22 protein-coding genes, 1 pseudogene and 1 other annotated feature are annotated in these 21,197 nt (G+C 44.1%); of the genes and pseudogenes, 16 read left to right on the forward strand and 7 right to left on the reverse strand.

Features of this window, described 5'->3' with window-relative positions:
- Positions 1–144 precede the first annotated feature (144 nt).
- From DESYODRAFT_RS06770 to DESYODRAFT_RS06800, 7 genes are all read left to right on the forward strand, one after another.
- A complete protein-coding gene (locus tag DESYODRAFT_RS06770; RefSeq protein WP_007781085.1) occupies positions 145–591 on the forward strand; it encodes a MarR family winged helix-turn-helix transcriptional regulator in 447 nt (148 codons plus the stop codon).
- 62 nt (positions 592–653) lie between these two features.
- Entirely contained in the window at positions 654–2,021 is a 1,368-nt protein-coding gene (locus DESYODRAFT_RS06775; RefSeq protein WP_007781088.1) for an MATE family efflux transporter, read from the forward strand.
- Between the two features lie 317 nt (positions 2,022–2,338).
- Positions 2,339–2,591 (forward strand) — a binding site (T-box leader).
- Between the two features lie 396 nt (positions 2,592–2,987).
- The gene (trpE, locus tag DESYODRAFT_RS06780) at positions 2,988–4,454 is read left to right on the forward strand and encodes an anthranilate synthase component I (RefSeq protein ID WP_007781090.1); all 1,467 of its coding nucleotides are present in this window, start codon (positions 2,988–2,990) and stop codon (positions 4,452–4,454) included.
- A complete protein-coding gene (locus DESYODRAFT_RS06785; RefSeq protein WP_007781092.1) occupies positions 4,454–5,041 on the forward strand; it encodes an anthranilate synthase component II in 588 nt (195 codons plus the stop codon). The genes trpE and DESYODRAFT_RS06785 overlap by 1 nt, the downstream gene beginning before the upstream one ends.
- Positions 5,031–6,047 (forward strand): anthranilate phosphoribosyltransferase, encoded by a 1,017-nt coding sequence (gene trpD, locus DESYODRAFT_RS06790; protein WP_007781094.1) that lies wholly within the window; start codon positions 5,031–5,033, stop codon positions 6,045–6,047. The genes DESYODRAFT_RS06785 and trpD overlap by 11 nt, the downstream gene beginning before the upstream one ends.
- Positions 6,044–6,835, forward strand: a complete 792-nt coding sequence (trpC, locus tag DESYODRAFT_RS06795) for an indole-3-glycerol phosphate synthase TrpC (protein WP_007781096.1) — start codon at positions 6,044–6,046, stop codon at positions 6,833–6,835. Before trpD ends, trpC begins: the two co-directional genes overlap by 4 nt.
- Complete coding sequence (locus DESYODRAFT_RS06800) at positions 6,832–7,470, forward strand: phosphoribosylanthranilate isomerase (protein WP_007781097.1); 639 nt, start codon at positions 6,832–6,834, stop codon at positions 7,468–7,470. Before trpC ends, DESYODRAFT_RS06800 begins: the two co-directional genes overlap by 4 nt.
- A 245-nt stretch (positions 7,471–7,715) precedes the next feature.
- On the opposite strand, the pseudogene DESYODRAFT_RS27080 reads toward DESYODRAFT_RS06800, so the two are convergent.
- From DESYODRAFT_RS27080 to DESYODRAFT_RS06830, 7 genes and pseudogenes are all read right to left on the reverse strand, one after another.
- A pseudogene (locus tag DESYODRAFT_RS27080) lies at positions 7,716–7,887 on the reverse strand (DUF3102 domain-containing protein); the annotation flags it as partial.
- Positions 7,888–8,158: 271 nt separating this feature from the next.
- The gene (locus tag DESYODRAFT_RS06805) at positions 8,159–8,995 is read right to left on the reverse strand and encodes a prohibitin family protein (protein ID WP_007781099.1); all 837 of its coding nucleotides are present in this window, start codon (positions 8,993–8,995) and stop codon (positions 8,159–8,161) included.
- Between the two features lie 272 nt (positions 8,996–9,267).
- Positions 9,268–9,639, reverse strand: coding sequence for a zf-HC2 domain-containing protein (locus tag DESYODRAFT_RS26535; RefSeq protein WP_007781107.1), 372 nt, complete (start codon positions 9,637–9,639; stop codon positions 9,268–9,270).
- A complete protein-coding gene (locus tag DESYODRAFT_RS06815) occupies positions 9,633–10,115 on the reverse strand; it encodes an RNA polymerase sigma factor (RefSeq protein ID WP_007781110.1) in 483 nt (160 codons plus the stop codon). The genes DESYODRAFT_RS26535 and DESYODRAFT_RS06815 overlap by 7 nt, the downstream gene beginning before the upstream one ends.
- A 419-nt stretch (positions 10,116–10,534) precedes the next feature.
- Positions 10,535–11,080, reverse strand: coding sequence for an NADH peroxidase (locus DESYODRAFT_RS06820; protein ID WP_007781113.1), 546 nt, complete (start codon positions 11,078–11,080; stop codon positions 10,535–10,537).
- 332 nt (positions 11,081–11,412) lie between these two features.
- Positions 11,413–11,616 carry a hypothetical protein gene (locus DESYODRAFT_RS06825; RefSeq protein ID WP_007781115.1) on the reverse strand — a complete coding sequence of 68 codons (204 nt, stop codon included), beginning with the start codon at positions 11,614–11,616 and terminating at the stop codon, positions 11,413–11,415.
- A 22-nt stretch (positions 11,617–11,638) separates the two neighbouring features.
- Positions 11,639–12,232: a DUF3793 family protein gene (locus DESYODRAFT_RS06830; protein WP_007781117.1), complete on the reverse strand. Its 594-nt coding sequence runs from the start codon at positions 12,230–12,232 to the stop codon at positions 11,639–11,641.
- A 303-nt stretch (positions 12,233–12,535) separates the two neighbouring features.
- Here DESYODRAFT_RS06830 and DESYODRAFT_RS06835 point away from each other — a divergent pair, with 303 nt between their 5' ends.
- From DESYODRAFT_RS06835 to DESYODRAFT_RS06875, 9 genes are all read left to right on the forward strand, one after another.
- Complete coding sequence (locus DESYODRAFT_RS06835) at positions 12,536–13,207, forward strand: TorD/DmsD family molecular chaperone (RefSeq protein ID WP_007781119.1); 672 nt, start codon at positions 12,536–12,538, stop codon at positions 13,205–13,207.
- A gap of 175 nt (positions 13,208–13,382) precedes the next feature.
- A complete protein-coding gene (locus DESYODRAFT_RS06840) occupies positions 13,383–15,779 on the forward strand; it encodes a DMSO/selenate family reductase complex A subunit (RefSeq protein WP_007781121.1) in 2,397 nt (798 codons plus the stop codon).
- Positions 15,780–15,791: 12 nt separating this feature from the next.
- Positions 15,792–16,364, forward strand: a complete 573-nt coding sequence (locus DESYODRAFT_RS06845) for a DMSO/selenate family reductase complex B subunit (protein WP_007781124.1) — start codon at positions 15,792–15,794, stop codon at positions 16,362–16,364.
- 16 nt (positions 16,365–16,380) lie between these two features.
- Positions 16,381–17,208, forward strand: coding sequence for a dimethyl sulfoxide reductase anchor subunit family protein (locus DESYODRAFT_RS06850; protein ID WP_007781126.1), 828 nt, complete (start codon positions 16,381–16,383; stop codon positions 17,206–17,208).
- 322 nt (positions 17,209–17,530) lie between these two features.
- Positions 17,531–18,304: an ABC transporter ATP-binding protein gene (locus DESYODRAFT_RS06855; RefSeq protein ID WP_007781128.1), complete on the forward strand. Its 774-nt coding sequence runs from the start codon at positions 17,531–17,533 to the stop codon at positions 18,302–18,304.
- 3 nt (positions 18,305–18,307) lie between these two features.
- Positions 18,308–20,167, forward strand: coding sequence for a putative ABC transporter permease subunit (locus DESYODRAFT_RS06860; protein ID WP_007781132.1), 1,860 nt, complete (start codon positions 18,308–18,310; stop codon positions 20,165–20,167).
- 47 nt (positions 20,168–20,214) lie between these two features.
- Complete coding sequence (locus DESYODRAFT_RS06865; protein ID WP_007781134.1) at positions 20,215–20,451, forward strand: hypothetical protein; 237 nt, start codon at positions 20,215–20,217, stop codon at positions 20,449–20,451.
- An 18-nt stretch (positions 20,452–20,469) separates the two neighbouring features.
- The gene (locus tag DESYODRAFT_RS06870; protein ID WP_007781137.1) at positions 20,470–20,667 is read left to right on the forward strand and encodes a YjfB family protein; all 198 of its coding nucleotides are present in this window, start codon (positions 20,470–20,472) and stop codon (positions 20,665–20,667) included.
- Positions 20,668–20,886: 219 nt separating this feature from the next.
- Positions 20,887–21,135 carry a hypothetical protein gene (locus DESYODRAFT_RS06875; protein WP_007781140.1) on the forward strand — a complete coding sequence of 83 codons (249 nt, stop codon included), beginning with the start codon at positions 20,887–20,889 and terminating at the stop codon, positions 21,133–21,135.
- The last annotated feature ends 62 nt before the right edge of the window (positions 21,136–21,197 follow it).

Genomic DNA, 21,197 nt, shown 5'->3' on the forward strand with positions numbered 1-21,197 from the left:
TGGTAAATATAGGAATCAGTTTCGAGTAAAATCTTAGGCGATTACTCTTGATTCAGTTTGGGTAATCGTATAAAATAATTCAGTATTCTTACTGTTAGAATTCTAATTAATTTTTATTAGTTTGATTGAATCGGAGGTTTTAAGATGGATTTCAACAAAGCGAAACAAATTCATTGTTTATTATTTTCCTTCGTAGGCTTATTTTATGAGAAGGTATTCATAGGTTTTCGGCAAGAGTCGAAGTGTGACTCCTCTTTAAAAAAGAATCATAAGAAGATCTTAAATATTCTTTATTTGCATGACAAACTAACAATAACAGAGATTAGTAAATTAAGTGATATTGAAAAAGGGAGTTTAACCACTCTTATAGATCTTCTGGAAGAGAAGGGATATATAACCCGATTAACTGACCCTGCAGATCGAAGAAAATCTCTGATCTCACTCAGCGATAATGGCAAAAAAGAGATGGAGCGGGTCATGAATTATTTTGCGCAAAGGATGAATGAATCCTTGCACAAGTTTAGTTCGGATGAAATCCAGAAATTTCAAAACAACTTAGAGTATGTCGTGGATTTAATGAAAAAATTGTAGAGAGAACGATATAGAGAGAACTATATTTACAGAGAACGATAGAGAGAGAAAGAAGTGTTTATATGAATGAGAAACTGGATTTGCGCAGTGGAAATATTGGTAAGCTTCTCTGGGAATTTTCCATTCCTGCAATAATCGGTATGTTAGTGAATGCATTCTATAATATCATTAGTCGAATCTTTGTGGGCAGGGGTGTGGGCTCTATTGCTATAGCCGCAGTGACGGTAGGCCTCCCGATTATGACACTTTTAGCCGCAGTGGCCATGCTCATTGGGATTGGCGCGACAGCTTTAATCTCGATTCGTCTTGGTGAGCAGAAACACGAAGAGGTAGAAAAAATAGCGGGTAATGCCACTCTCCTCTTAATAGTATTACCGTTACTTCTTTCCGGGATCTATTTTCTTTTTGCTGATCCGTTCTTAAAGCTATTTGGAGCGAGTCTGGAAGTTCTTCCTTATGCCCGGGATTATGTTGGTATCATCATGTTAGGCTCAGCCGCCATGGCGATTGCTTTTGGAATCAATAACTTTATCCGGGCTGAGGGGAATCCCCGCTATGCCATGTTTACCCAAATTGTTGGTGCAGTGGTCAATATAATCTTGAACTATGTTTTTATTTTCAATTTTGGTTGGGGTATTAAGGGTTCAGCCCTGGCCACAATCATTGGACAAACGGTGTCGGCATGTTGTGTGCTTGGTTACTTCCTTTCTGGCCGCAGCAAGATAAAAATTAAACTGAAGAATTTTAAAATCTATGTTCCGATTGTTACCAAGATAGTTACCATTGGCTTTGCACCCTTTGCAATGCAGATTGCTAACACTGTTCAGCAAACGATCATGAACAAAACTCTCTTGACTTATGGGGGAGATTTGGCACTTTCTGCGGTGGGAATTATTATGAGTGTGGCAATGCTTCTCTTAATGCCTGTGGTGGGAATTAGTCAGGGTGCTCAGCCTCTGATTGGTTTTAATTACGGTGCTCAGCGGCATGACCGAGTGCGTGAAACATTAAAGAAGGCAATCATCGCCGGCTTTTCCATTGCAACCATAGGATTTGTTATAATCCGGGTTTTTGCGATCCCTATCGTGGGACTCTTTAGCGAGGGGGATACAGCCCTAACCGAATTAACGGTTCATGCGATGTCGATGTTCTTTGTGGTTCTTCCGATCGTAGGTTATCAGATTGTTGGAGCCAACTATTTTCAAGCAGTTGGTAAACCTGTTCAATCGACGATCTTAAGTCTTTCCAGACAAGTGATCATCTTTATTCCGCTCTTGTTAATATTGCCTAAATATATGGGGATTGATGGTGCCTGGATTACGGCTCCTATCGCGGATGTTCTGGCTGTGACAATTACGACTATATTCCTCTTTTATGAGTTAAGGAATAAATCAGCGAATAAAAAAGTACTCACTGCCGAAGAAAACTGAAATCATGACCTGATGGTGTTTTCCGCAATGCGGCAGCAATCTGCCAAATAATCATAGGGAAGAGCGGAAGTTGCGAAGAATCTCTTGAACTTTGGGATGGAGATTTCGATGGTGGCTAAAGCAACGGGTATGACGGAAGAAGACGTTAAACGACTAAATGATTGATACACTCAATCAAGGGCCCAATCTAATGGTACTTTCCGGATTTTGCCGAATATATATCTGACCGAGATACATTTTTTCCGTTATGCCCTTAGTAACATTAATTGCAGTAGTCTATTGACAGATCTGAAGTAACAATATACAATAACAAAAACACGAAACCTTTGAACAAGAGAAGTACGAAAAATTGGGTGTAACCAGAGAGCTGCCGGTGGTGGGAGTGCAGCAGCACAGATTTTTCCGAATGGGCTTGTGAGGGCAGCTTGAAACTGTGATGCAGGAGTAGACGCTGACGGGAACCCCGACCGTTATCAGAGGGGTGCATATGATGGTATGCAAAATGAGTGGGCGATTTATTATCGTCAATCAGGGTGGCAGCGCAGAAGTTTAAAAGCTTTTGTCCCTTTAAGGGGACAAAAGCTTTTTTATTTAACCACTTTAAACTTAATAAAGGAATTTAAACCATTGAAGCGGAGATAACGCTGTAAAGTGCACTTACAGAGAGCGGGGGAGGCTGAGAACCCCGCAGAACGCAGTAGAGCAAATGGACCGCAGAGGGCGCAATGAAACGGAGTTTTTTCCGGAGTATCCTGCGACGTAACACAGACGTTAGCTTGTGAGGAATATGTTAGTATTCTTAAAGAGATGTGCGGGCATTTTGAATGCCGCAAAGCAAGGTGGTACCGCGAGTGAGGAAACACTCGTCCTTGACAATAATTGTCAATGGGCGGGTGTTTTTTGTATTAAGAGAATGTATACCCTACAGATACTCGACCATGAATGAAAAAGAAAGGAGTGAATCATATGTTAAGACCAACCCTGGATGAAGCCAAGAAACTAGCCCAAGGATACTCAATTTTACCTGTCAGTCGGGAAATTTACGCCGATGTAAAAACCCCGATCGCTTTACTGAAAGCGATCAATACCATCAGCCACCGATACTATCTTCTGGAAAGCGTGGAGGGCGGTGAGGTTTGGGGCAGGTACTCTTTTTTAGGGTTTGATCCGGTCACTCAGGTGACTTGTAAAGATAATCGGGTGGAAATAAATAATGGAACCATCATCAAGCTTGAGGGACAAGATCCGACAACGGTCGTTCGTGATATTTTATCCCAGTATAAAACACCCCAGTTTGATTCTCTCCCCCCATTCACGGGAGGTTTTGTCGGTTATTTTGCTTATGATTTCATTAAATACTTTGAAAAGACCCTCCAGTCTAAAATTCCAGATGAAGACAATTTCAATGATATGGAGCTCATGCTTTTTGACAAGGTAATCGCTTATGATCACTTAAAACAAAAGATCATTATTATCATCAATGTCAAAACGGATGCTCTTGAAGAAGGCTATCGAAAGGCGAGCTTTGAAATTGACAGTATTACTAAGCTAATTAAGCAAAATTTCCCGGAACCAGAGAGCAAACCGGTCTTAAAGTCTGATATTCAGCCGGATATCCCAAAAAACACGTTCGAAGCAATGGTCAGAAAGGCGAAGGAGTATATCTACAATGGTGATGTTTTCCAAGTCGTTTTATCGAGACGTTTTACGGCTAAAATGGAAGGCAGTTTGATGGACACCTATCGGGTTTTGAGGACCACCAATCCATCGCCCTATATGTTCTTTATCAAGACGAATAATGTAGAGATTGCCGGGACGTCCCCTGAAACCCTGGTAAAACTTCAGAATGGCAGATTATCGACCTTTCCGCTGGCCGGGACCAGGCCGAGGGGAACAACGGACGCGGAGGATAAGCTGATTGAGCAGGAATTAATCGAGGATGAAAAGGAACTCAGTGAACACAACATGCTGGTGGATCTGGGGAGAAATGACTTGGGCAGGATCAGCAAGTTTGGCAGCGTTAAGGTGAGTGATTATCTCAAAATCCTGCGTTTCTCTCATGTGATGCACATTGCTTCGGAGGTAAACAGTGAGATAAAAGAGGATAAAGATGCCATGGACTCAATTATGTCCGTGCTGCCGGCAGGTACTCTTTCAGGAGCACCGAAGATCCGGGCTTGTGAAATCATTGATGAGCTGGAGCCGGTGCGCAGAGGGATTTACGGCGGGGCGGTAGGTTATATCGATTTTTCCGGGAATATGGATACTTGCATTGCCATTCGAATGGCCGTAAAAAAAGGGGATAAGGTTTATGTTCAGGCAGGGGCGGGCATCGTCGCTGACAGTATTCCTGAAAATGAATATCTGGAGTGTGAAAATAAAGCTATGGCAGTCATACGTGCTTTGAAGCTTTCCCAGGAGGTGATGGACTAATGGTTTTACTGATCGACAACTATGACAGCTTTTCCTATAATCTGTATCAGTTTATCGGAGAAATTAATGACGATATTAAAGTGGTGCGCAATGATGAGCTAAGCGCTGCAGAAATCAAAGCGCTGAATCCCAGTCATATTGTTATTTCACCCGGACCGGGCTTCCCTATCAATGCCGGAGTGTGTGAAGAGGTTATTCTGAAGCTGAAAGAAACAACGCCCATCTTGGGTGTTTGTCTTGGGCATCAAGCGATATGTGAAGCCTTTGGCGCTAAGATAGTCCATGCCAAAACCATGATGCATGGCAAAAAAAGCAGTATCCATATTGCGAACGGTAATGAGATTTTCAGGGGGCTGCCGCCGATCATTGAAGCGGCCAGATATCACTCGCTTATTGCGGAAAAACAAGGCATTCCCGATGAGCTTCTGGTGATAGCAGAGGATCAAAACGGTGAGATCATGGGGGTTAAGCACCGGGATTATGAGGTGTATGGGGTTCAGTTTCATCCGGAATCCATACTTACACCGAAAGGAAAACAAATCATAACCAACTTTCTTGGCCTGGAGGTGAAAGGAAATGATTGCTAAGGCGATTTATAAGATCGTTAATGGTCAGGATTTGGATCTGGAGACAACGAAAGCTGTCATGGAACAAATTATGAATGGTGAGGCCAGCAATGCCCAGATTGGCTCCTTTCTGACAGCCATGAGAATGAAAGGAGAAAGCATTGAGGAAATAACAGCCTGTGCTATGGTCATGCGCGAGAAGTGCACTAAGCTCAATCCGGGGATGGATGTGCTGGACATTGTGGGCACAGGCGGAGACGAAGCACATACCTTTAATATTTCAACTGTCAGCTCTTTAGTTGTGTCTGCAGCGGGTGTACCGGTAGCCAAGCATGGAGGCAGGTCCGTCTCCAGCAAATGCGGAAGCGCTGATCTTTTAGAATCTTTAGGGGTCAAAATCGATATTAACGCGGCCCAAAGTGAACAAATACTGCGTAAGATCGGCCTGTGCTTCATGTTTGCGCCGACCTACCACGCTTCGATGAAGTATGCCGCGCCGGTAAGACGTGAATTGGCTATACGTACGATTTTCAATATCCTGGGTCCCCTGGCGAATCCGGCTGGAGCGAATACTCAGCTGCTCGGCGTCTATGACGAAAATTTGGTGGAACCTCTGGCCAGAGTCCTTTTGAATTTAGGGGTTAAACGCGCTATGGTGGTGCATGGGCATGATGGACTGGACGAGGTCACGCTGTGCAGTACGACCACGGTTTGCGAAGTTTTTGAAGGCAGGCTGAACAGCTTCTTTCTTGATCCCGAGCAGCTAGGGTTCCAAAAGTGCAGACCGGAGGATTTGGTGGGGGGAAACCCTGAGGAAAATGCTCAGATCGCCCTGGATATCCTGAATGGAGAGAAGGGGCCGAAACGAGATATTGTCTTACTGAATTCGGCTGTGTGTCTATATATGTTCTATAGTCACACAACTCTTCGCGACTGCGTAAAATTAGCCGCAGAAATCATTGATAGCGGAAAAGCCAAGGCGCAACTGGAAAGGTTCATCGCCCTGTCAAATGAGGTAAGGTCATGATATTAGACCAGATAGCACACTATACGAAAGACAGAGTTGACGCTTTAAAACAAGTAAAATCTTTTGATGAACTCAAAAATGAAGCACTGGCGATTAAGACCCAACAGCCTTTCGCATTCGAAAAGGCGTTGGCAAATGAGGGGATGGCTTTTATCTGCGAGGTGAAAAAGGCCTCTCCTTCGAAGGGTATTATTGCTGAAACCTTTCCTTATGTAGAAATTGCTCAGGACTATGAACAAGCCGGTGCGAGTGCTATTTCCGTACTGACGGAACCGAAATTTTTTCTCGGCAGGGACAGCTATTTGAGTGAAATAAAGGCTCGGGTAAGCATTCCTGTTCTGCGTAAGGACTTTATTGTTGACAGCTATCAGATTTACGAGGCAAAAGTCATAGGTGCGGATGCGGTATTGCTCATTTGCACTTTGCTGGATGCAGACACACTGAGGGAATATATCGGGATTGCTGAAAGTCTGGGGCTTTCGGCGCTGGTAGAGACTCATACGGAGGAGGAAATTAAATTTGCGCTGAAAGCCGGCGCAAGGCTGATTGGGATCAATAACCGAAATTTGAAAACCTTTGAGGTCGACTTGAATACGACCACTTCCCTGCGCCATTTGGTGCCGGAAAACATTCTGCTTATTTCTGAAAGCGGTATCCGGGAACCAGATGATATTGAACGATTGAGACAAAGCAAGGTTGATGGGGTATTGATTGGGGAAGCCTTTATGAGAAAAGCAGACAAAGCTGCATTTATGAAGAATTTAAAGGGCAAACAGGGGGGCGTATGACCAAAATAAAGATTTGCGGTCTGACTAGAGAGTGTGATATCGACGCGGTTAATGACGCTTATCCGGACTACGTCGGCTTTGTGTTTGCAGACAGCAAACGGCGGATCACCCCCCAGGCTGCACTTAAACTTAGAGAGCGTCTTAGTAAAAGAATTCAGACCGTGGGTGTATTTGTCGATGAGAGTATCGAGCAGATTGACGACATTTGTGCAAAGGGTATTATAGATGTCATTCAACTTCATGGGCATGAAAATCAGGCCTATATTGAACGGCTTCAAGAGAAGCTTGGCAAACCTGTCATCAAGGCTGTCCGGGTGCGTTCCAGGGAAACCATTGAGGCAGCGGAGACATTGAACTGCAATTATCTCCTGCTGGATTCCTATTCTGACAAGGGTGCCGGCGGAACAGGGGAGACCTTCGATTGGAAGGTTATCAACGAAGTCAGAACCCCTTTTTTCCTGGCAGGCGGACTCAATAGCCTTAATATCTTGCAGGCAATCAGAACCGTTAAGCCGTTTGGAGTAGATATCAGCAGCGGTGTAGAAATCGATGGGTTTAAGGATAGAGACAAGATAGCAGAAATAGTGGACTTAATAAGAAAGGAAACAGGAGGAGGAGAAACAGGGGAACAATGAACCTGTCCCCTTGTTTCAAACATGAAATTGTGTCTTTTAATTCACCGTGCTTTGATCGATATTTATTGAAAAGTTGACGATTGATCGCTTATTTATTTGAGAAATAGAAACGCCCTCAAGCCATTGAGGAGGACGAGAACATGGGTGTTGCTCCAAAAGACCAAGGATATAGAGAAACATCATTGTCATTACAAAAACTAAAAAACTAAAGACATCTCTGTTCGTCCAGTGACAATTAAGATGGAAAATTTCTCCCGCTCATCTTCTGGAATCCCCAGCAGGAGAAGGGCCTGGCAGCAGGTCAAATTCGTCTGCGCCGACGAATTTGACCTGCTGTCGTTATCGCCGGAAGTAACAGTTGATCTCCGTATTCTTCAAAGAGCTGCATCAGCCTGTGGCTGTTTGCCGGGAATAGCTTTAATAGTTTTAATTACAGTATACGTAGACGGGCTTCGGATAGTGCAGTACATAGAAGATCAATCTCACTGCGATTCCTGTATATTATGGCAGTAAGAGTGAATTCGTTTAGCTAAGCCGAACATCGCGGCTTCGACGAACTCTCCGCTGGAGAGTATCGAGCCGGCACTCCCACTTGCAGAAATGGGAGTCTCACGTTAGGAAAAAATTTAAAACCCCAAAAGTGATAACACGTAGGATCACTTTTGGGGTTTTAGTATGTTTAAGGGTTTTATTGAGCGCTATTGACATCGACAAACGGAACAGCGCCTCCGGTAACATTCGGGAGTTTGCCATCCCATTTTTCAATGGCTTTAATCTGTGCTTCAATTTCTCTGAGTTTAACAAGTTCTGTAGTCACTTCTTGTTTTTGGAGTCGAAGAGATTCTGCTTCAGCTTTTGCCTGTTCAATTTTTTGCTTAGCTTCGATTTCAATTCTTTGAAGATCTAGATTAGCCTTTAGAGCTTGCTGCTCAGCAATTTGTTTTTGCTCAATCGCATTGTTGAATTCCTCACTAAATTTGAATTCAGTAATGTTAATTTCATCAAGAATCATATAATAGGTAGCTAATTTTAAGGCGAGAGTTTCTTTAATTTTAGCACTAACCTCGGAACGCTTGGAGATCAACTCTTCAGCAGTGTATTGGGCAGTTATGGCTTTTACCGCTTCTCCAATGGCGGGATCAACAATTCGTTCTCCATAGGCTAACCCTACATTCTGATAAAGCTTATTTACTTGATTTGGCTCAAGGTGAAAGTTAACAGCGACTGTTGTGGTGACGATTTGCAGGTCCTTCGAAGCGGCCGTTTGATCGGATTGAGACTTTTGAACTCGTACATCAACATGTACCACGTCTTGAATGAAAGGGATCTTAAAATGAAGACCTTCAGTTAATACAACCGGACGGACTGCTCCTAATTGAAGAACGATTCCTCTTTGGCCTGCATTAATAATGACAAATGCATTCAGCGTTACAATAAGAAGAATCAGTGCAACAAGGCCAAACGTGATGAGGCCTTTACTCATTTTAAATTTAGGAACCATGTTAATAACTTTTCCAGAATCCAAATCGCTTCCTCCTCTTACGTTTAATTGTGAAGAATATTACTTCTATACTTACTATACCTTACGCTGCTAGTAAAATGCTATGCTAAATCTGGATTTTTCGCATGAAAATATCAAAAACCGGAGTATCCCCGGCGATAGGGAACTCCAGTTTTCGTATATCTACAGTCACATTAAGCTAAAGGCATCTCTCATGTTACACTTCCTTAATGTCACTGAAAATACGGAAATCATCAGAAGCTTAGAGGAGGGATAACGAATTAATTCCTTTGCCATCAGCGTCTGCGCCAAGCGGCTCTCACGCCAAGCACCATCAAGCTTATCATCAGCAGGATACCAATTAGCGCAGCGCCGGGCGCGTCATCGGTTTCCCCAATGTAAATGCCAGCGATGCCAATCAATACACCGATGACAAAAAGACAGACAGCGATGCACCACGCCTTGCACCTAACTTTCTTCAAAAAGTCCACCTCTTTATCTGTTGTTGGCGGCAGTGGTGTCTGGACAGGGGATTTCATCTTTTCGTAGTCTGAGCGGCAGTCGTCACATTCCTTCAAATGCTGTTCGACCTCCGCTGTCGTTTCTTCGCCGAGCAGTCCGTCGACATAACCCGGCAATAAGTCTTTGACGATATAGCATTTCAGCATGACAACACCCCCATTATTTTTTGCTTTGCCCTATAAAAAGTTGTCCGCGCCCAGTTTTCGCTTTTGCCAAGGACTTCCCCGATTTCCGAAAAGGAGAACTCGCCGGAAAGCCTCATATGGACAACTTCTCTCATCGGTTCGCTCAAGGTGTGGATTGCCTTATATAAGGATAACTTATCACGGGCCAGCAGAGCAGATTGTTCGGGCGTTGACGAGTCGGGTATATCTTCAGTCAGTTCTTGCGCGGTCTGCCGGTTTCGTTTCCGCAATTCTTGATACCAGACGTGCTTAGCAATCTGACAGAGCCAAACCGATATTTTACAGATGCCATCATATTTGTCGATAGAATAGACGGCGCGATAGAAAGTTTCCTGAGTCAGTTCTTCCGCCGTATCCGCATCGTGAGACAGGGAGAGCAAGAACTTGTACACGCTTCGGGCGTGTTCTTTGTATATTTCTTCAATGCGGTCACTCACTAGCTCGCCTCCTTTCAATCGGTTCTACTTATATATCCCGAAAACGATTGTTTCGTTACGGAGGAAAGAATTATTTTGAACAAAAGCAGAGAGAAATAGTTCTTCCGCTCAATACTCTGTCTTTTATAAAGTTCTGATTTTGCTAAATGAGTATTATACTCATTATCCGTATAATCTATTGTTTTGAATCATCCTCATACTCTTTGATTTTTATTGACAGTAGCTGTTATATTCTTATATCGCATTTCAACGAATTCCAAAACAGAAAAGAAGCCGGGAAAGTATGCGAGCAATAGCAAAGGCAGACAGCTTAATCTGCTGTCTGCCTCGCTAAATTACCTATGGTTCACATTATGTTCCTATGGGAAAGGACAGGTTCGTCGTCTATGAAACAACGAACCTGTCCCTCTGTTTCGCTATTATTTGAAGTAACGGTCAAGCAATCCTTTGAAGGCTTTACCGTGACGGGCTTCATCTTTACACATTTCGTGAACGGTATCATGTATCGCATCCAAATTCAGCTTTTTGGCTAATGTGGCAAGGTCTTTCTTACCTTGAGTCGCACCAAATTCTGCATCTACCCGCAGTTGCAGGTTCTTCTTAGTATCTGCACAAACGACTTCGCCTAGAAGTTCAGCAAATTTGGCAGCATGTTCTGCTTCTTCCCAGGCAATTCGTTTGTAAGCTTCAGCGACTTCAGGATAACCTTCCCGATCCGCTTGGCGGCTCATTGCCAGATACATACCGATTTCTGTACACTCACCGGTGAAATTAGCTCTCAATCCTTCAAGGACTTCCGGATCAACTCCTTGGGCGATTCCTACTTTATGTTCATCAGCCCACTCCAGAACTCCTTCGACTTTTTCTGAGAACTTATCCTTCGCTGCCTTACATTGTGGGCACTGATCGGGAGCCTCATTTCCTTCATAGATGTACCCGCAGATAGCACAAACAAATTTCTTCATTAAAAACATCTCCTATCTCAATTTCTTATTTATTTTGGGTTAGCGCTTGTGTTTGTTTACATTTATTATTATATTATAATTATTATAGATGTCAAGGACTTTTTAAAAAAACTAATAAAAAAAATTAGTCCTAGACACCAGCTTTGGGACGTAATAACCTTAATCCGCTCTGGTGATGTAGAATTTGCCAGAGGATATGCTCCAGCGCGTAATTTTTCCAGAAACTTATACAAATAAAAATAAGACCTTTGCCTTACCCTCAAGGGTGCTGCAAAGTCAATATCAACGATACTTGGTCTCTGGTCCGGTAATTATTTTTCCTCTTCCTCTGATTACATTTCCTTAATGTCACTAATAGCTGTCTCTGCTCCGCAACTCGGGCAGATGTAATGATATCCGGGGATGCTCATCTCGATGGATTCAATATCATTGTCACTAAAGTCATTGATTTTGTTCATGCCCAATTCCTTTAAGGTGGCTGAGTCCCACTCAATCCCAGAATGAACAGTATTGCAGTAAGGGCATTTATAATTCATAATCATCTCTCGCTTTCAATGGTTAATCAATATCACCGGCTAATTTTCTCATCATACTTCGAGCTTGCCTGTACTTTTCATAGATTTCATTAGACGGAGTTTCCTCTCCATAAATCCGCCAGCCTTGAGTTCTCTTATAGGGAAGGGGCAGAAGTCCCATGAAACCCAAGACATCCTTCAATGGATAGCCTAAGAAAACTCCGACCTCATGAGGGAATGCCAGAGATGTTATTCTATGCTTTAGAAAACTCAGATAGGCGTTTAGGGAATATTGCTTAGGATAGCTTAAGGTTTTTAGAAATTCTTGAATTGGCTTTTGCCGCAATACAGAATCAAGCAGCTCTTTTTGATAAAAAATCACTTGCAGCCGTCCGTTTAGTTTACGGATAGTCTTGATCTGCAGGGCTTTTGGTTGGGTAAATAATCCTTTGAATTCCTTCCAGGCTGTTTCATTCTCTAAGGATACATTTAGGAGCACAGATGGTTTAAACCTCAAGACAAGAGGGGCAAGGCTCTCGACGAGAAAGAGATGCTTATGCTGATTGGTTTTGTTTTTAGCCCAGTCTATTAGTTCCGTCAAATGCTTAGTGTCAAGATGATCCATCTGTTCCGGCATGTTGATCTCCTTATAACAATTTGTCGCTAACATTAGTATTTTTTAACAGTCAGACCTTATTTATTCCTTTTAGTGTTAATTGTCAGCAGCGATACAAAAAATCACTTAATTGTTTGTAGCTTTATACAAAGGCTTTCTATTCAATTACCAAGAACTATTAGGTATGATAGTATTAGTGATAACAATAACAGCTCATTTTACCAATCCATGAATTATAGTTAAGAGTTAAGCTCTTATAAACAACTAACCTACTTGAGTTGGTGAAAACAATCACAAATAGGACTATGGAGGATGACTTAATTGATGATTGATAACAATGAAGAACTAAGCCTCTTAGAAGTTCGGGAGTTAATCTACTCCATATTGGGCTCGGTCTTCCTTACTCCTCCAAGCATTGACCAAGTCGATATCATTCTGGAGGAAAAGCTTTTTGAATCTTTTCCATTAGAATTAGACGCTGAGGTTTTTCGGCAAGGCTTAGACCAGCTATGTCAGTGGGCTGCGAATATTACAGAAAGCAACAAAAATGAAGTCCTAACGGAGCTTAACGATGATTTTAATACGTTGTTTGTTGGACCTCATAAACTTAAAGCGCCGCCCTGGGAATCTGTTTATCGGTCTGAAGAAAAACTCACCTTTGACGCCATTACTCTGGAAGTGAGGGAATTTTACCGGCGTCATGGTTTAGAAGTTGCTAAGAAAAACATTGAACCTGATGATCATTTCGGGGCGGAGTTAGAATTTATGGCTGAGCTGATTGGTCGTCAGTATAAAGCCCTTGAGCTTAAGCACTATGAGGAAGCAAAACTTCTGATGGACGACCAAATCGAATTTTTAAGTGAGCACTTAGTAAAATGGGCCTTTGAATTTACTCAAGATGTTATAAGTAATGCCCGTACAGATTATTTTGGTGGATTGGCACGTCTCGCTTCAGCTTATATACAATGGGACTTTGAACGTTTGAAAACGTCATAAAAAAGTTTTTAAGGATTTACAGCGGACTGGTTTTACAAAGTTAAGAGACTCAAGAAATGAGATATAAAACTAGTTGAGAAAAGACTGCTTAACAAAGAAAGAAAATTCGATAGGCTTGTAATCCAAGAGCCTAATCAGAATTTTCCTATAGAAGATTGCAAATGGAGGTTGAAAAATGGGAATGAAGAAAGACTTCACAGTTAGCCGCCGCTCCTTTTTGAAATGGAGCGCTGCAGTGGGAAGCTCCATCTCCTTGGTTGGATGTATGCCTTCCGGTCAAGGCGGAGGTTCGGAACCTGCACTTGCTCAGGCCGGAAAACGACATGAGGGTGCCAAAGAATTGCCATCAATGTGCTGGCATAACTGCGGCGGTCGCTGTCAGCTTAAGGGTTGGGTAAAAGATGGAGTGGTCCTAAGTTTTAGCACCGACAATGTGGGAGATGACACATGGGAGAATCCCCAGGCACGCGCTTGTCCCAAGGGCCGCTCACAGCGTCAGCGTTTGTATAGCCCAGACCGCTTGAAATATCCTATGAAGCGCGTTGGAGAGCGCGGATCAGGCAAGTTTGAGAAAATTTCCTGGGATGAAGCGCTGGATACCGTCGCTTCTGAACTAAAACGAGTTATTAGCACTTATGGCAATGAGGCCCTCTATTTTAATTATGCTTCCGGAGCAGGCGGTGTTGTCAATCAAAGCTATGTCGGCGGACCTGCTGCAAGATTATTCAACATGCTTGGCGGATTTCTCAGTTTTTACGGAAACTATAGTCAAGCGAATTATATGTATGCCGTCCCTTACATGTTTGGTGCAGCCTACGGAGGAAGTTCTCCCACCACATTCCTTAAGGCGAAGCTGATTGTAATGTTTGGAGATAACCCGGCGAATACCCGGGTAGGCGGCTTAAACTCATCTTATTATTTGAAATTAGCCAAGAAAAATGGGGCCAGAATTATCGTCATCGATCCTGTTCATACGGATACAGCATCTACCTTTGCAGATCAATGGATTCCTATTCGCCCAACCACAGATAGTGCTTTAGCGGCGGCTCTTGCTTATGTCATGATTACTGAAGGGTTGCATGATCAGGAATTCCTGGACAACTACTGTGTAGGCTTTGATGAAGCCCACATGCCGGAAGGAGTCCCTGCAGGAAATTCCTACAAAAGCTATATCTTAGGAGAAAGCGATGGCGAACCAAAAACTCCTGAATGGGCGTCTAAGCGTTGTGGTATTCCTACGGATACAATTATCAAGCTGGCTAGAGAAATTGGTGGAGCGAAACCTTGCTTTATTCTCCAAGGACGGGGAATGCAGCGGCATGCTTATGGAGAAACCATGGCTCTCTCCGTCGCATTGCTCGGTCCGTTGACAGGCAACGTCGGAATTCCGGGATCAAATCCGGGAATGTATGAAGGTGGTCCAGCCATCAAAATGGGATCATTTCCCACAGGAACAAACCCTGTGAAAACTAAAATCTCCTTTTATCTCTTCACAGATGCCATTGAACGCGGAAAAGAATTCACGAAGGCTAATGCCGGCTTACAGGGAGCGGATAAATTAAGCACTGATATTAAATTCATCTTCAATTATGCAGGTAATGCTCTGATTAATCAGCACGGAGATACGGGTCGAACGGCTAAACTCTTAAAAGACACCAGTAAATGTGAATTTATTCTCGGTATGGATACCTTTATGACCTCGAGCATGCAGTACTGTGATATTGTCCTGCCCGGAACCACTCAGTTCGAGTCCGAAGATATCTGCAGCCGTTCACTAAGCGTCGGCATGGCGGTCTTCGGCCATAAACTCGTAGAACCGCTCTATGATTGTCGTACACCTTATGATATTTTCACTGACCTAGCCGATCGATTTGGTCTAAAGGATCAGTTTACCGAAGGGAAAACAGAGGAAGATTTCCTTAAGGCCGCAGTTGCCGCTGCTCAGGCAGCTCACAAGGACTTCCCAAGTTATGAAGAGTTTAAGGCTAAAGGAATTTACAAGACGAAACCAACGGAAGTCGTTGCTTATAAGGACTTTAGAGAAGACCCGGCGGCTAACCCCCTGAAAACTCCTTCCGGCAAGATTGAACTATTCTCGAAACAACTCTTTGATATGAATAATCCTAAAGAAATTCCGGCGATTCCCAAATATATTCCTGCCTGGGAAGGTCCGGAAGATCCCTTAAAGGCTACCTATCCTTTACAGTGTATCGGTCACCATTCCAAGCGCCGGGTCCATTCCACCTTTGATAATATTCCCTGGCTTGAAGAAGCAGAGGCGCAAAGAGTCTGGATCCATACCAAGGATGCCGAAGCAAGGGGCATTAAGAATGGAGACCTGGTGAAAATCTTCAATGAGCGTGGAACGGTTATGATCCCAGCCAGAGTAACTCCCCGAATCACCCCCGGTGTCTGCAGTATTCCTCAGGGTGCCTGGTATACGCCGGACAAAAATGGTGTCGACATCCGAGGCTGCATGAACACCTTAACAACCTGGAAGCATACTCCATTAGCCTGGGGTAATCCTCAGCACACCAATTTAGTTCAAATCGAAAAAGTGAAAAACGTTTAGGAGGTGACCTGAATGACTAAACAATTAGGATTTCACATTGATCAACAAAGCTGTATAGGCTGTTTTACTTGTCAAATTGCCTGTAAAGATAAAAATGGTTTAGAAGCCGGAGAATACTGGCGTGAAGTTCATGAATTTACAGGGGGCAGCAGTGAGGAACAAAACGGTGTCATTCGCAGCAATGTCTATGCTTACTGGTTGTCCATGGCCTGCAATCACTGTGAGCGGCCAAAATGTGCAGCCAACTGTCCGACGGGTGCTATGCATAAACGAGAGGAAGACGGCATTGTCTTAGTCGACCAGGAGAAATGCATCGGCTGTGGCATGTGCGTATGGTCCTGTCCTTATGGAGCTCCTCAATTAATCAACAAAACTTCGAGTAAGTGTAATTTCTGCATCGACCTGCTTGAAGAAGGTAAACAGCCTGCCTGTGTCGGAGCCTGCTTTATGAGAGCCTTGGACTACGGTCCTATTGATGAGCTGAAAGCTAAATATGGTGCTCTGGCCGATGTTAAAGGACTTCCTTCCTCCAGTGTTACAGGCCCGTCAGTGACCATTACTCCTCATAAGGACTCGATTAAATAGAAAGGAGGGCGTAACTATGCATGATTTGCCATTGATTATTTTCACGTTAACTGTACAAGCAGCGGTCGGGGTCTTCTTGTGGTCCACTATTTCACGCCTCAGAAATCAGGAAGTGCCCTATGCCAAAACCACGACCTTAACCGCACTGATTTTAACAACGGTCGGCATTATTTTCTCCCTCTTTCACCTGGGAAAGCCCTTCATGGCTTTTAGCAGTTTGAGTAAACTGTTCAGTTCACCTTTAAGCCAGGAAATTTTCTTCAGTGGCGGTTTCTTTGTCTTGGTAGCCATTGCTTACTATTTTGAACGATCTGCCCAAATCAATGACAAACTTAAGGCGATATGGAGCGTTGTCACTAGTTTTGTAGGATTGGTAGCTGTCAATTCCATGGCGATCGTCTATATGAATACGGTCTTTTCGGCTTGGCAGAGCTGGAACACGCTGGTGGACTTTTATGCAGCGACCCTCATCTTGGGGGCAGTGGTCTTTCTGCTGACTACATGTGAACATAAAACGGAAAAAATGTTCAGATTAGACTTGATTATGCTCGTAGTCGTGCTGGTGCAGATGGCATTAGTCCCCAGCTTCATGGCAAGCTTAGGCGCAGCCTCCGGCGCGGCTCAGCAGAGTGCAGCTTTGCTGACAGGTGCTTACGGAGTAGCCTTTGTAGTTCGCTGGGTCCTGGTTCTGGGCGGCGTATTCTTGATGCTGATCTCACAAAGCGGACGATTAGCCGGGAAAGCCGGTACTTTATATGTGGCTTCCGGGGTTCTGATCGTGGGTATGTTCATTGGCAGATATCTCTTCTATGCTACCGGTGTAGCCTCGGGTATTGGTTTGTAGCAAGCAGAAGTCTTAAGGTTAAATCAAGGAAAATATACTTCACCCGTGAACATGAAGGTCATGTTCACGGGTTTTCTTATTCTATCAGACGTAAGATTCAACTAAATATTGGGAAACATTGGCTGATTTGTTTTTTCAAAACTTAATTAAAGGGAATCTTGCTGACAAAGGCGAATTCTTAATGCAATAAATTCAGCTTCAGTGATTATTCCTCACTAAGATGTACGATACTAAACGCAGAAGCTTCGCATCAGTTAGTCCGAAGATAAAACTCACTGAATCTTTAAACCAAGGATGAAGTGAGAATAAAGGAGAGCTATTCATGGAACATGTCTTAATAAAAACCCATCAGTTAACAAAACGATATGGCCCTGTGTCCGTTGTCAAAGGTCTAAACCTGGAGGTTAAGAGCGGAGAAATCTTCGGCTTTTTGGGACCGAATGGTGCCGGTAAGACAACCACCATCAAAATGTTAACCGGCCTGCTGGATCCCAGTGAAGGAGAGGCTTATATTTGCGGTTACGATATTAGCCGGCAGTCGACTCAAGCCAAAGCAATGATGGCCTATGTGCCTGATCAGCCGAAATTATATGGCAAACTTTCGGCAAGAGAATTTTTACATCTCGTCTCCGCCCTTTACCGGGTACCTAAAAATGTCATGCAGGAACGAGCGGAGCAGCTTTTAGCCATGTTTGGGCTTCAGAACCGGGCGGATGAGTTATTGGAGGGCTATTCTCACGGTATGCGGCAAAAGGTCGTATTGGCGTCGGCCTTGATCCATCAGCCCAAGGTAATCCTTCTCGATGAACCGACCGTCGGTCTTGACCCCGCCAGTGCGCGGCTGTTGAAAGATGTCCTGCAGGAGATGGCCCGACAGGGAGTCGCCGTTTTTGTGTCGACTCATATTCTGGAGATCGCTGAAAGAATGTGCCATCGTGTCGCTATCCTCAAAGACGGTCAACTGATCGCGCAGGGCAGCCCGGATGAACTGCGTCAAAAGGTCGGACATGGCGGAGAAAGCTTGGAGGATATCTTCCTGGAGCTGACGGGCGGTAACGAAAATGCGGAACTCATCAGAAGCTTAGAGGAGGGATAACGAATGAAACTATTATTTCCACCTCCTCTGATGGACCCACCGCCGGAGCAATCCTTCAGACAAGACTTTATGTTGCTGCTAAAAAACCAGCTGCGGGTGAGCTGGAACAAGATGCGACATAGGTCGGTGGGTGCGTTAATCGGAATGGTTGTCGTGTTGATTGGGTTAAGCGCCATGATCGGTTCCTTGGGGTATTTTGCCTATGGAGCTTTACAGACCATGCCTCCACAAACAGTCCAGGGTTTTCTCTCCTTGTTATTTATGGTTGGATTAGGCGGTCAGATTTTCTTTGGCATTACTGCGGCCTTTGCTACCCTATACATGTCTGATGATCTGGAACTGCTTTTCATGGCCCCCGTACCTCTCAAGGTGGTTTTTGCTGTAAAGTCCCTGTCGGTGATCGGAAGCAACTTATTGACAGCCCTTTTGTTTGCCTTCCTGCCGGGAGTTTTTTATGGCTTACTCTTTCAAGCCGGAGCCTCATTTTATGGTCTGGTACTCTTAGTCGGTTTAGGATTGTGGGCAAGCGGAACTGCCGTAGCCGAACTAATCAATCTGCTGGTGATGCGTATTGTACCCCCTCATCGGAGCAAAGAAGCGATTGGCTTTATCGGTGCTTTAGCAGGTATTTTAATTGCAATCCTTTTTCAGATCCCCAATATGCTGATCAATAGGGAAGAGGAATTCAACCTCGGAGCGTGGCTGGCAGGACAGGAGCAATTGCTCAGCGTAATGGACTTCTTCCCCTGGGGATGGGGCGCACGGGCTTTAGTGGCGGGGATTTCAGGAAACGTTCTTGAAGGACTCGGGTGGAGCGTGCTGATCCTCTGTATGGGCGTGTTCCTTTTTGTGCTGGCATTCAATCTGGTCGAGCGGGGCTTCCGGCGCGGATTTATTTCCCTCAGCCAAGGAGAAGGCGGCAGACGCCGCAAAAAGAGGGTTGCTGCGGTCAATGGAGAAGCCTATCGGCAAAAGGAGACTAATTATTTAGTCTTTAAGGAAGAAGCCGCCCGTTCTGCTTCGCCTTGGCTGGGAATGTGGGCAGTAGCCAAGAAAGATTTACTGTCTATGAAACGTGACACCCGGGAATGGTTTGGCTATATGGTTCCTTTGATTATCATGCTTTTCTTTATTGGCCAACACCTGTTTCTGAAGGTGCAATCCAGCAATAGCAGCTTAATAACCGTTTTAATAATGTACACCATTATGTTCAGCGGTAATATGGCGTTGCAATCCTTCGGCCGGGAGGGAGAATCCGACTGGCTCCTAAACAGTGTTCCCCTTGCCGGCTGGCCGGTGGTATGGGGGAAATTAGTGGCCGCAATTCTTCCAACCCTAGTCTTAATGGAGGCTCTATTAGTCGGTACTGCGTTAGCAATTGGCGTTTCCCCGACTCTCATAGTTGCCCTGGCCTTTGGAGCGGTGCTTCTTTCCTTGGGATCCAGCGCGATCGGGCTCTTTTATTCCATTAATAACTGCCGCTATAATCCGGACACTCCGCAACAAAGGATTTCCCCCGGTGCTTCCTTAATTATGTATCTCATTAACTTGTTTTTTATCCTCTTCTTAGCACTGGGTCTTATCTACCTGTTTCAGCCGGATGAGCTGGTCAGAATTGTCCGGGAAATTCCGCCGGTTTCCTTTGAAGGGGGTTTTCTGTCAGGGATAATTTACGGATTGTATCTCTTGAGCAGGCCATTGCTGTGGGCGGCATCCTGGCGGATTTTACTGGGAATAATCGTGACCCTGGGAGTATGGTCCTTAATGTTCTTCGGCTTTATGGCTGCTACCGTCCGGCAAAGCAGGAAAGGTTTCCGGGTTGCGATCGTGACTGGTAAAAAGACCAGGAAGAAGCGGAGATAAAGGATTGTAATAGGTCAGAGGAATTAGTAAAATAAGGTATGGTGCTTATGCCGAAAAATGAAGACTATTTGAATTCAAAATTAGAATGGAGTCAACGCCGAATGGATGCCTTAGACCAAATCGAGGCAAAACTTAAAATGATGAAAAAGCTTGCTGAATTTGCCAGAGACTATAAACTTAACAGCAAGCAAATTGAACAAATAAACGCTAAACTGCATAGATACCGGCAAGAAGTTATCTTTTTGGATGAACAAAGTAAAACCTTCTGGCTTGATGCCCACTAATTTTAAGGAGGAGTGAATGTGGATATTGCCGCACTGTCAATTGTCCATAATCAAAACAAAGTTCAAGAACAAGCGAGTCTGGCCGTTATGAAGATGGCTATGGATGCTGCCCAAAATCAAAGCGATTCCCTGATAGCATCTCAAGGGATACAGACTAAAGCCATGGAAACATCGATTCAGCCTTTCCTTGGAGCAAATCTGGATATCAGAACGTGAAACAGGGGGACAGGTGAGGTGTTTCAGGTAAGAATCATGGGAATGGTTAGTTGTAGCTGTTCCTGGTAAAGAGAAACATTTAAGACAGGTCTGTTGTTTTTGAAAAAGCAACAGACCTGTCTTTTTTGCTGACAATACTTTTGGGCTTTATTGCCAACATAATGTTAGCTGTTTAGGCAAGAATAAGCTTTGGAAATAAACAATTAGGAGGCTTCTTTAATGAATAAGACAACTAATTCTCAAGGAACACAACAAACTCCTCAACAATTCGAACAACAAGCTCAGCAGGCCCGGCAAGGTGAGCAAAAAGCTGAAAACTTTAACGCTCAAAATTCCGGCAGTCAGAGCGGTCAACAAGGTCAGGCACAACAAGCTCAATTTACAAGCGCTGCCCAACAGCAAAACCAAACTATGACCCAAGCGGAAATGAATCAGAAGCAACAAGCATTTAAACAAAGTCAAAATTAGTTTGACCGTAATAGTCGTGAAAACAGAGGGACAGGTACGTGCTTCAAAACACCGTACCTGTC

The sequence above is a fragment of the Desulfosporosinus youngiae DSM 17734 genome (genome assembly GCF_000244895.1).
In the GTDB taxonomy this organism is placed as follows: domain Bacteria; phylum Bacillota; class Desulfitobacteriia; order Desulfitobacteriales; family Desulfitobacteriaceae; genus Desulfosporosinus; species Desulfosporosinus youngiae.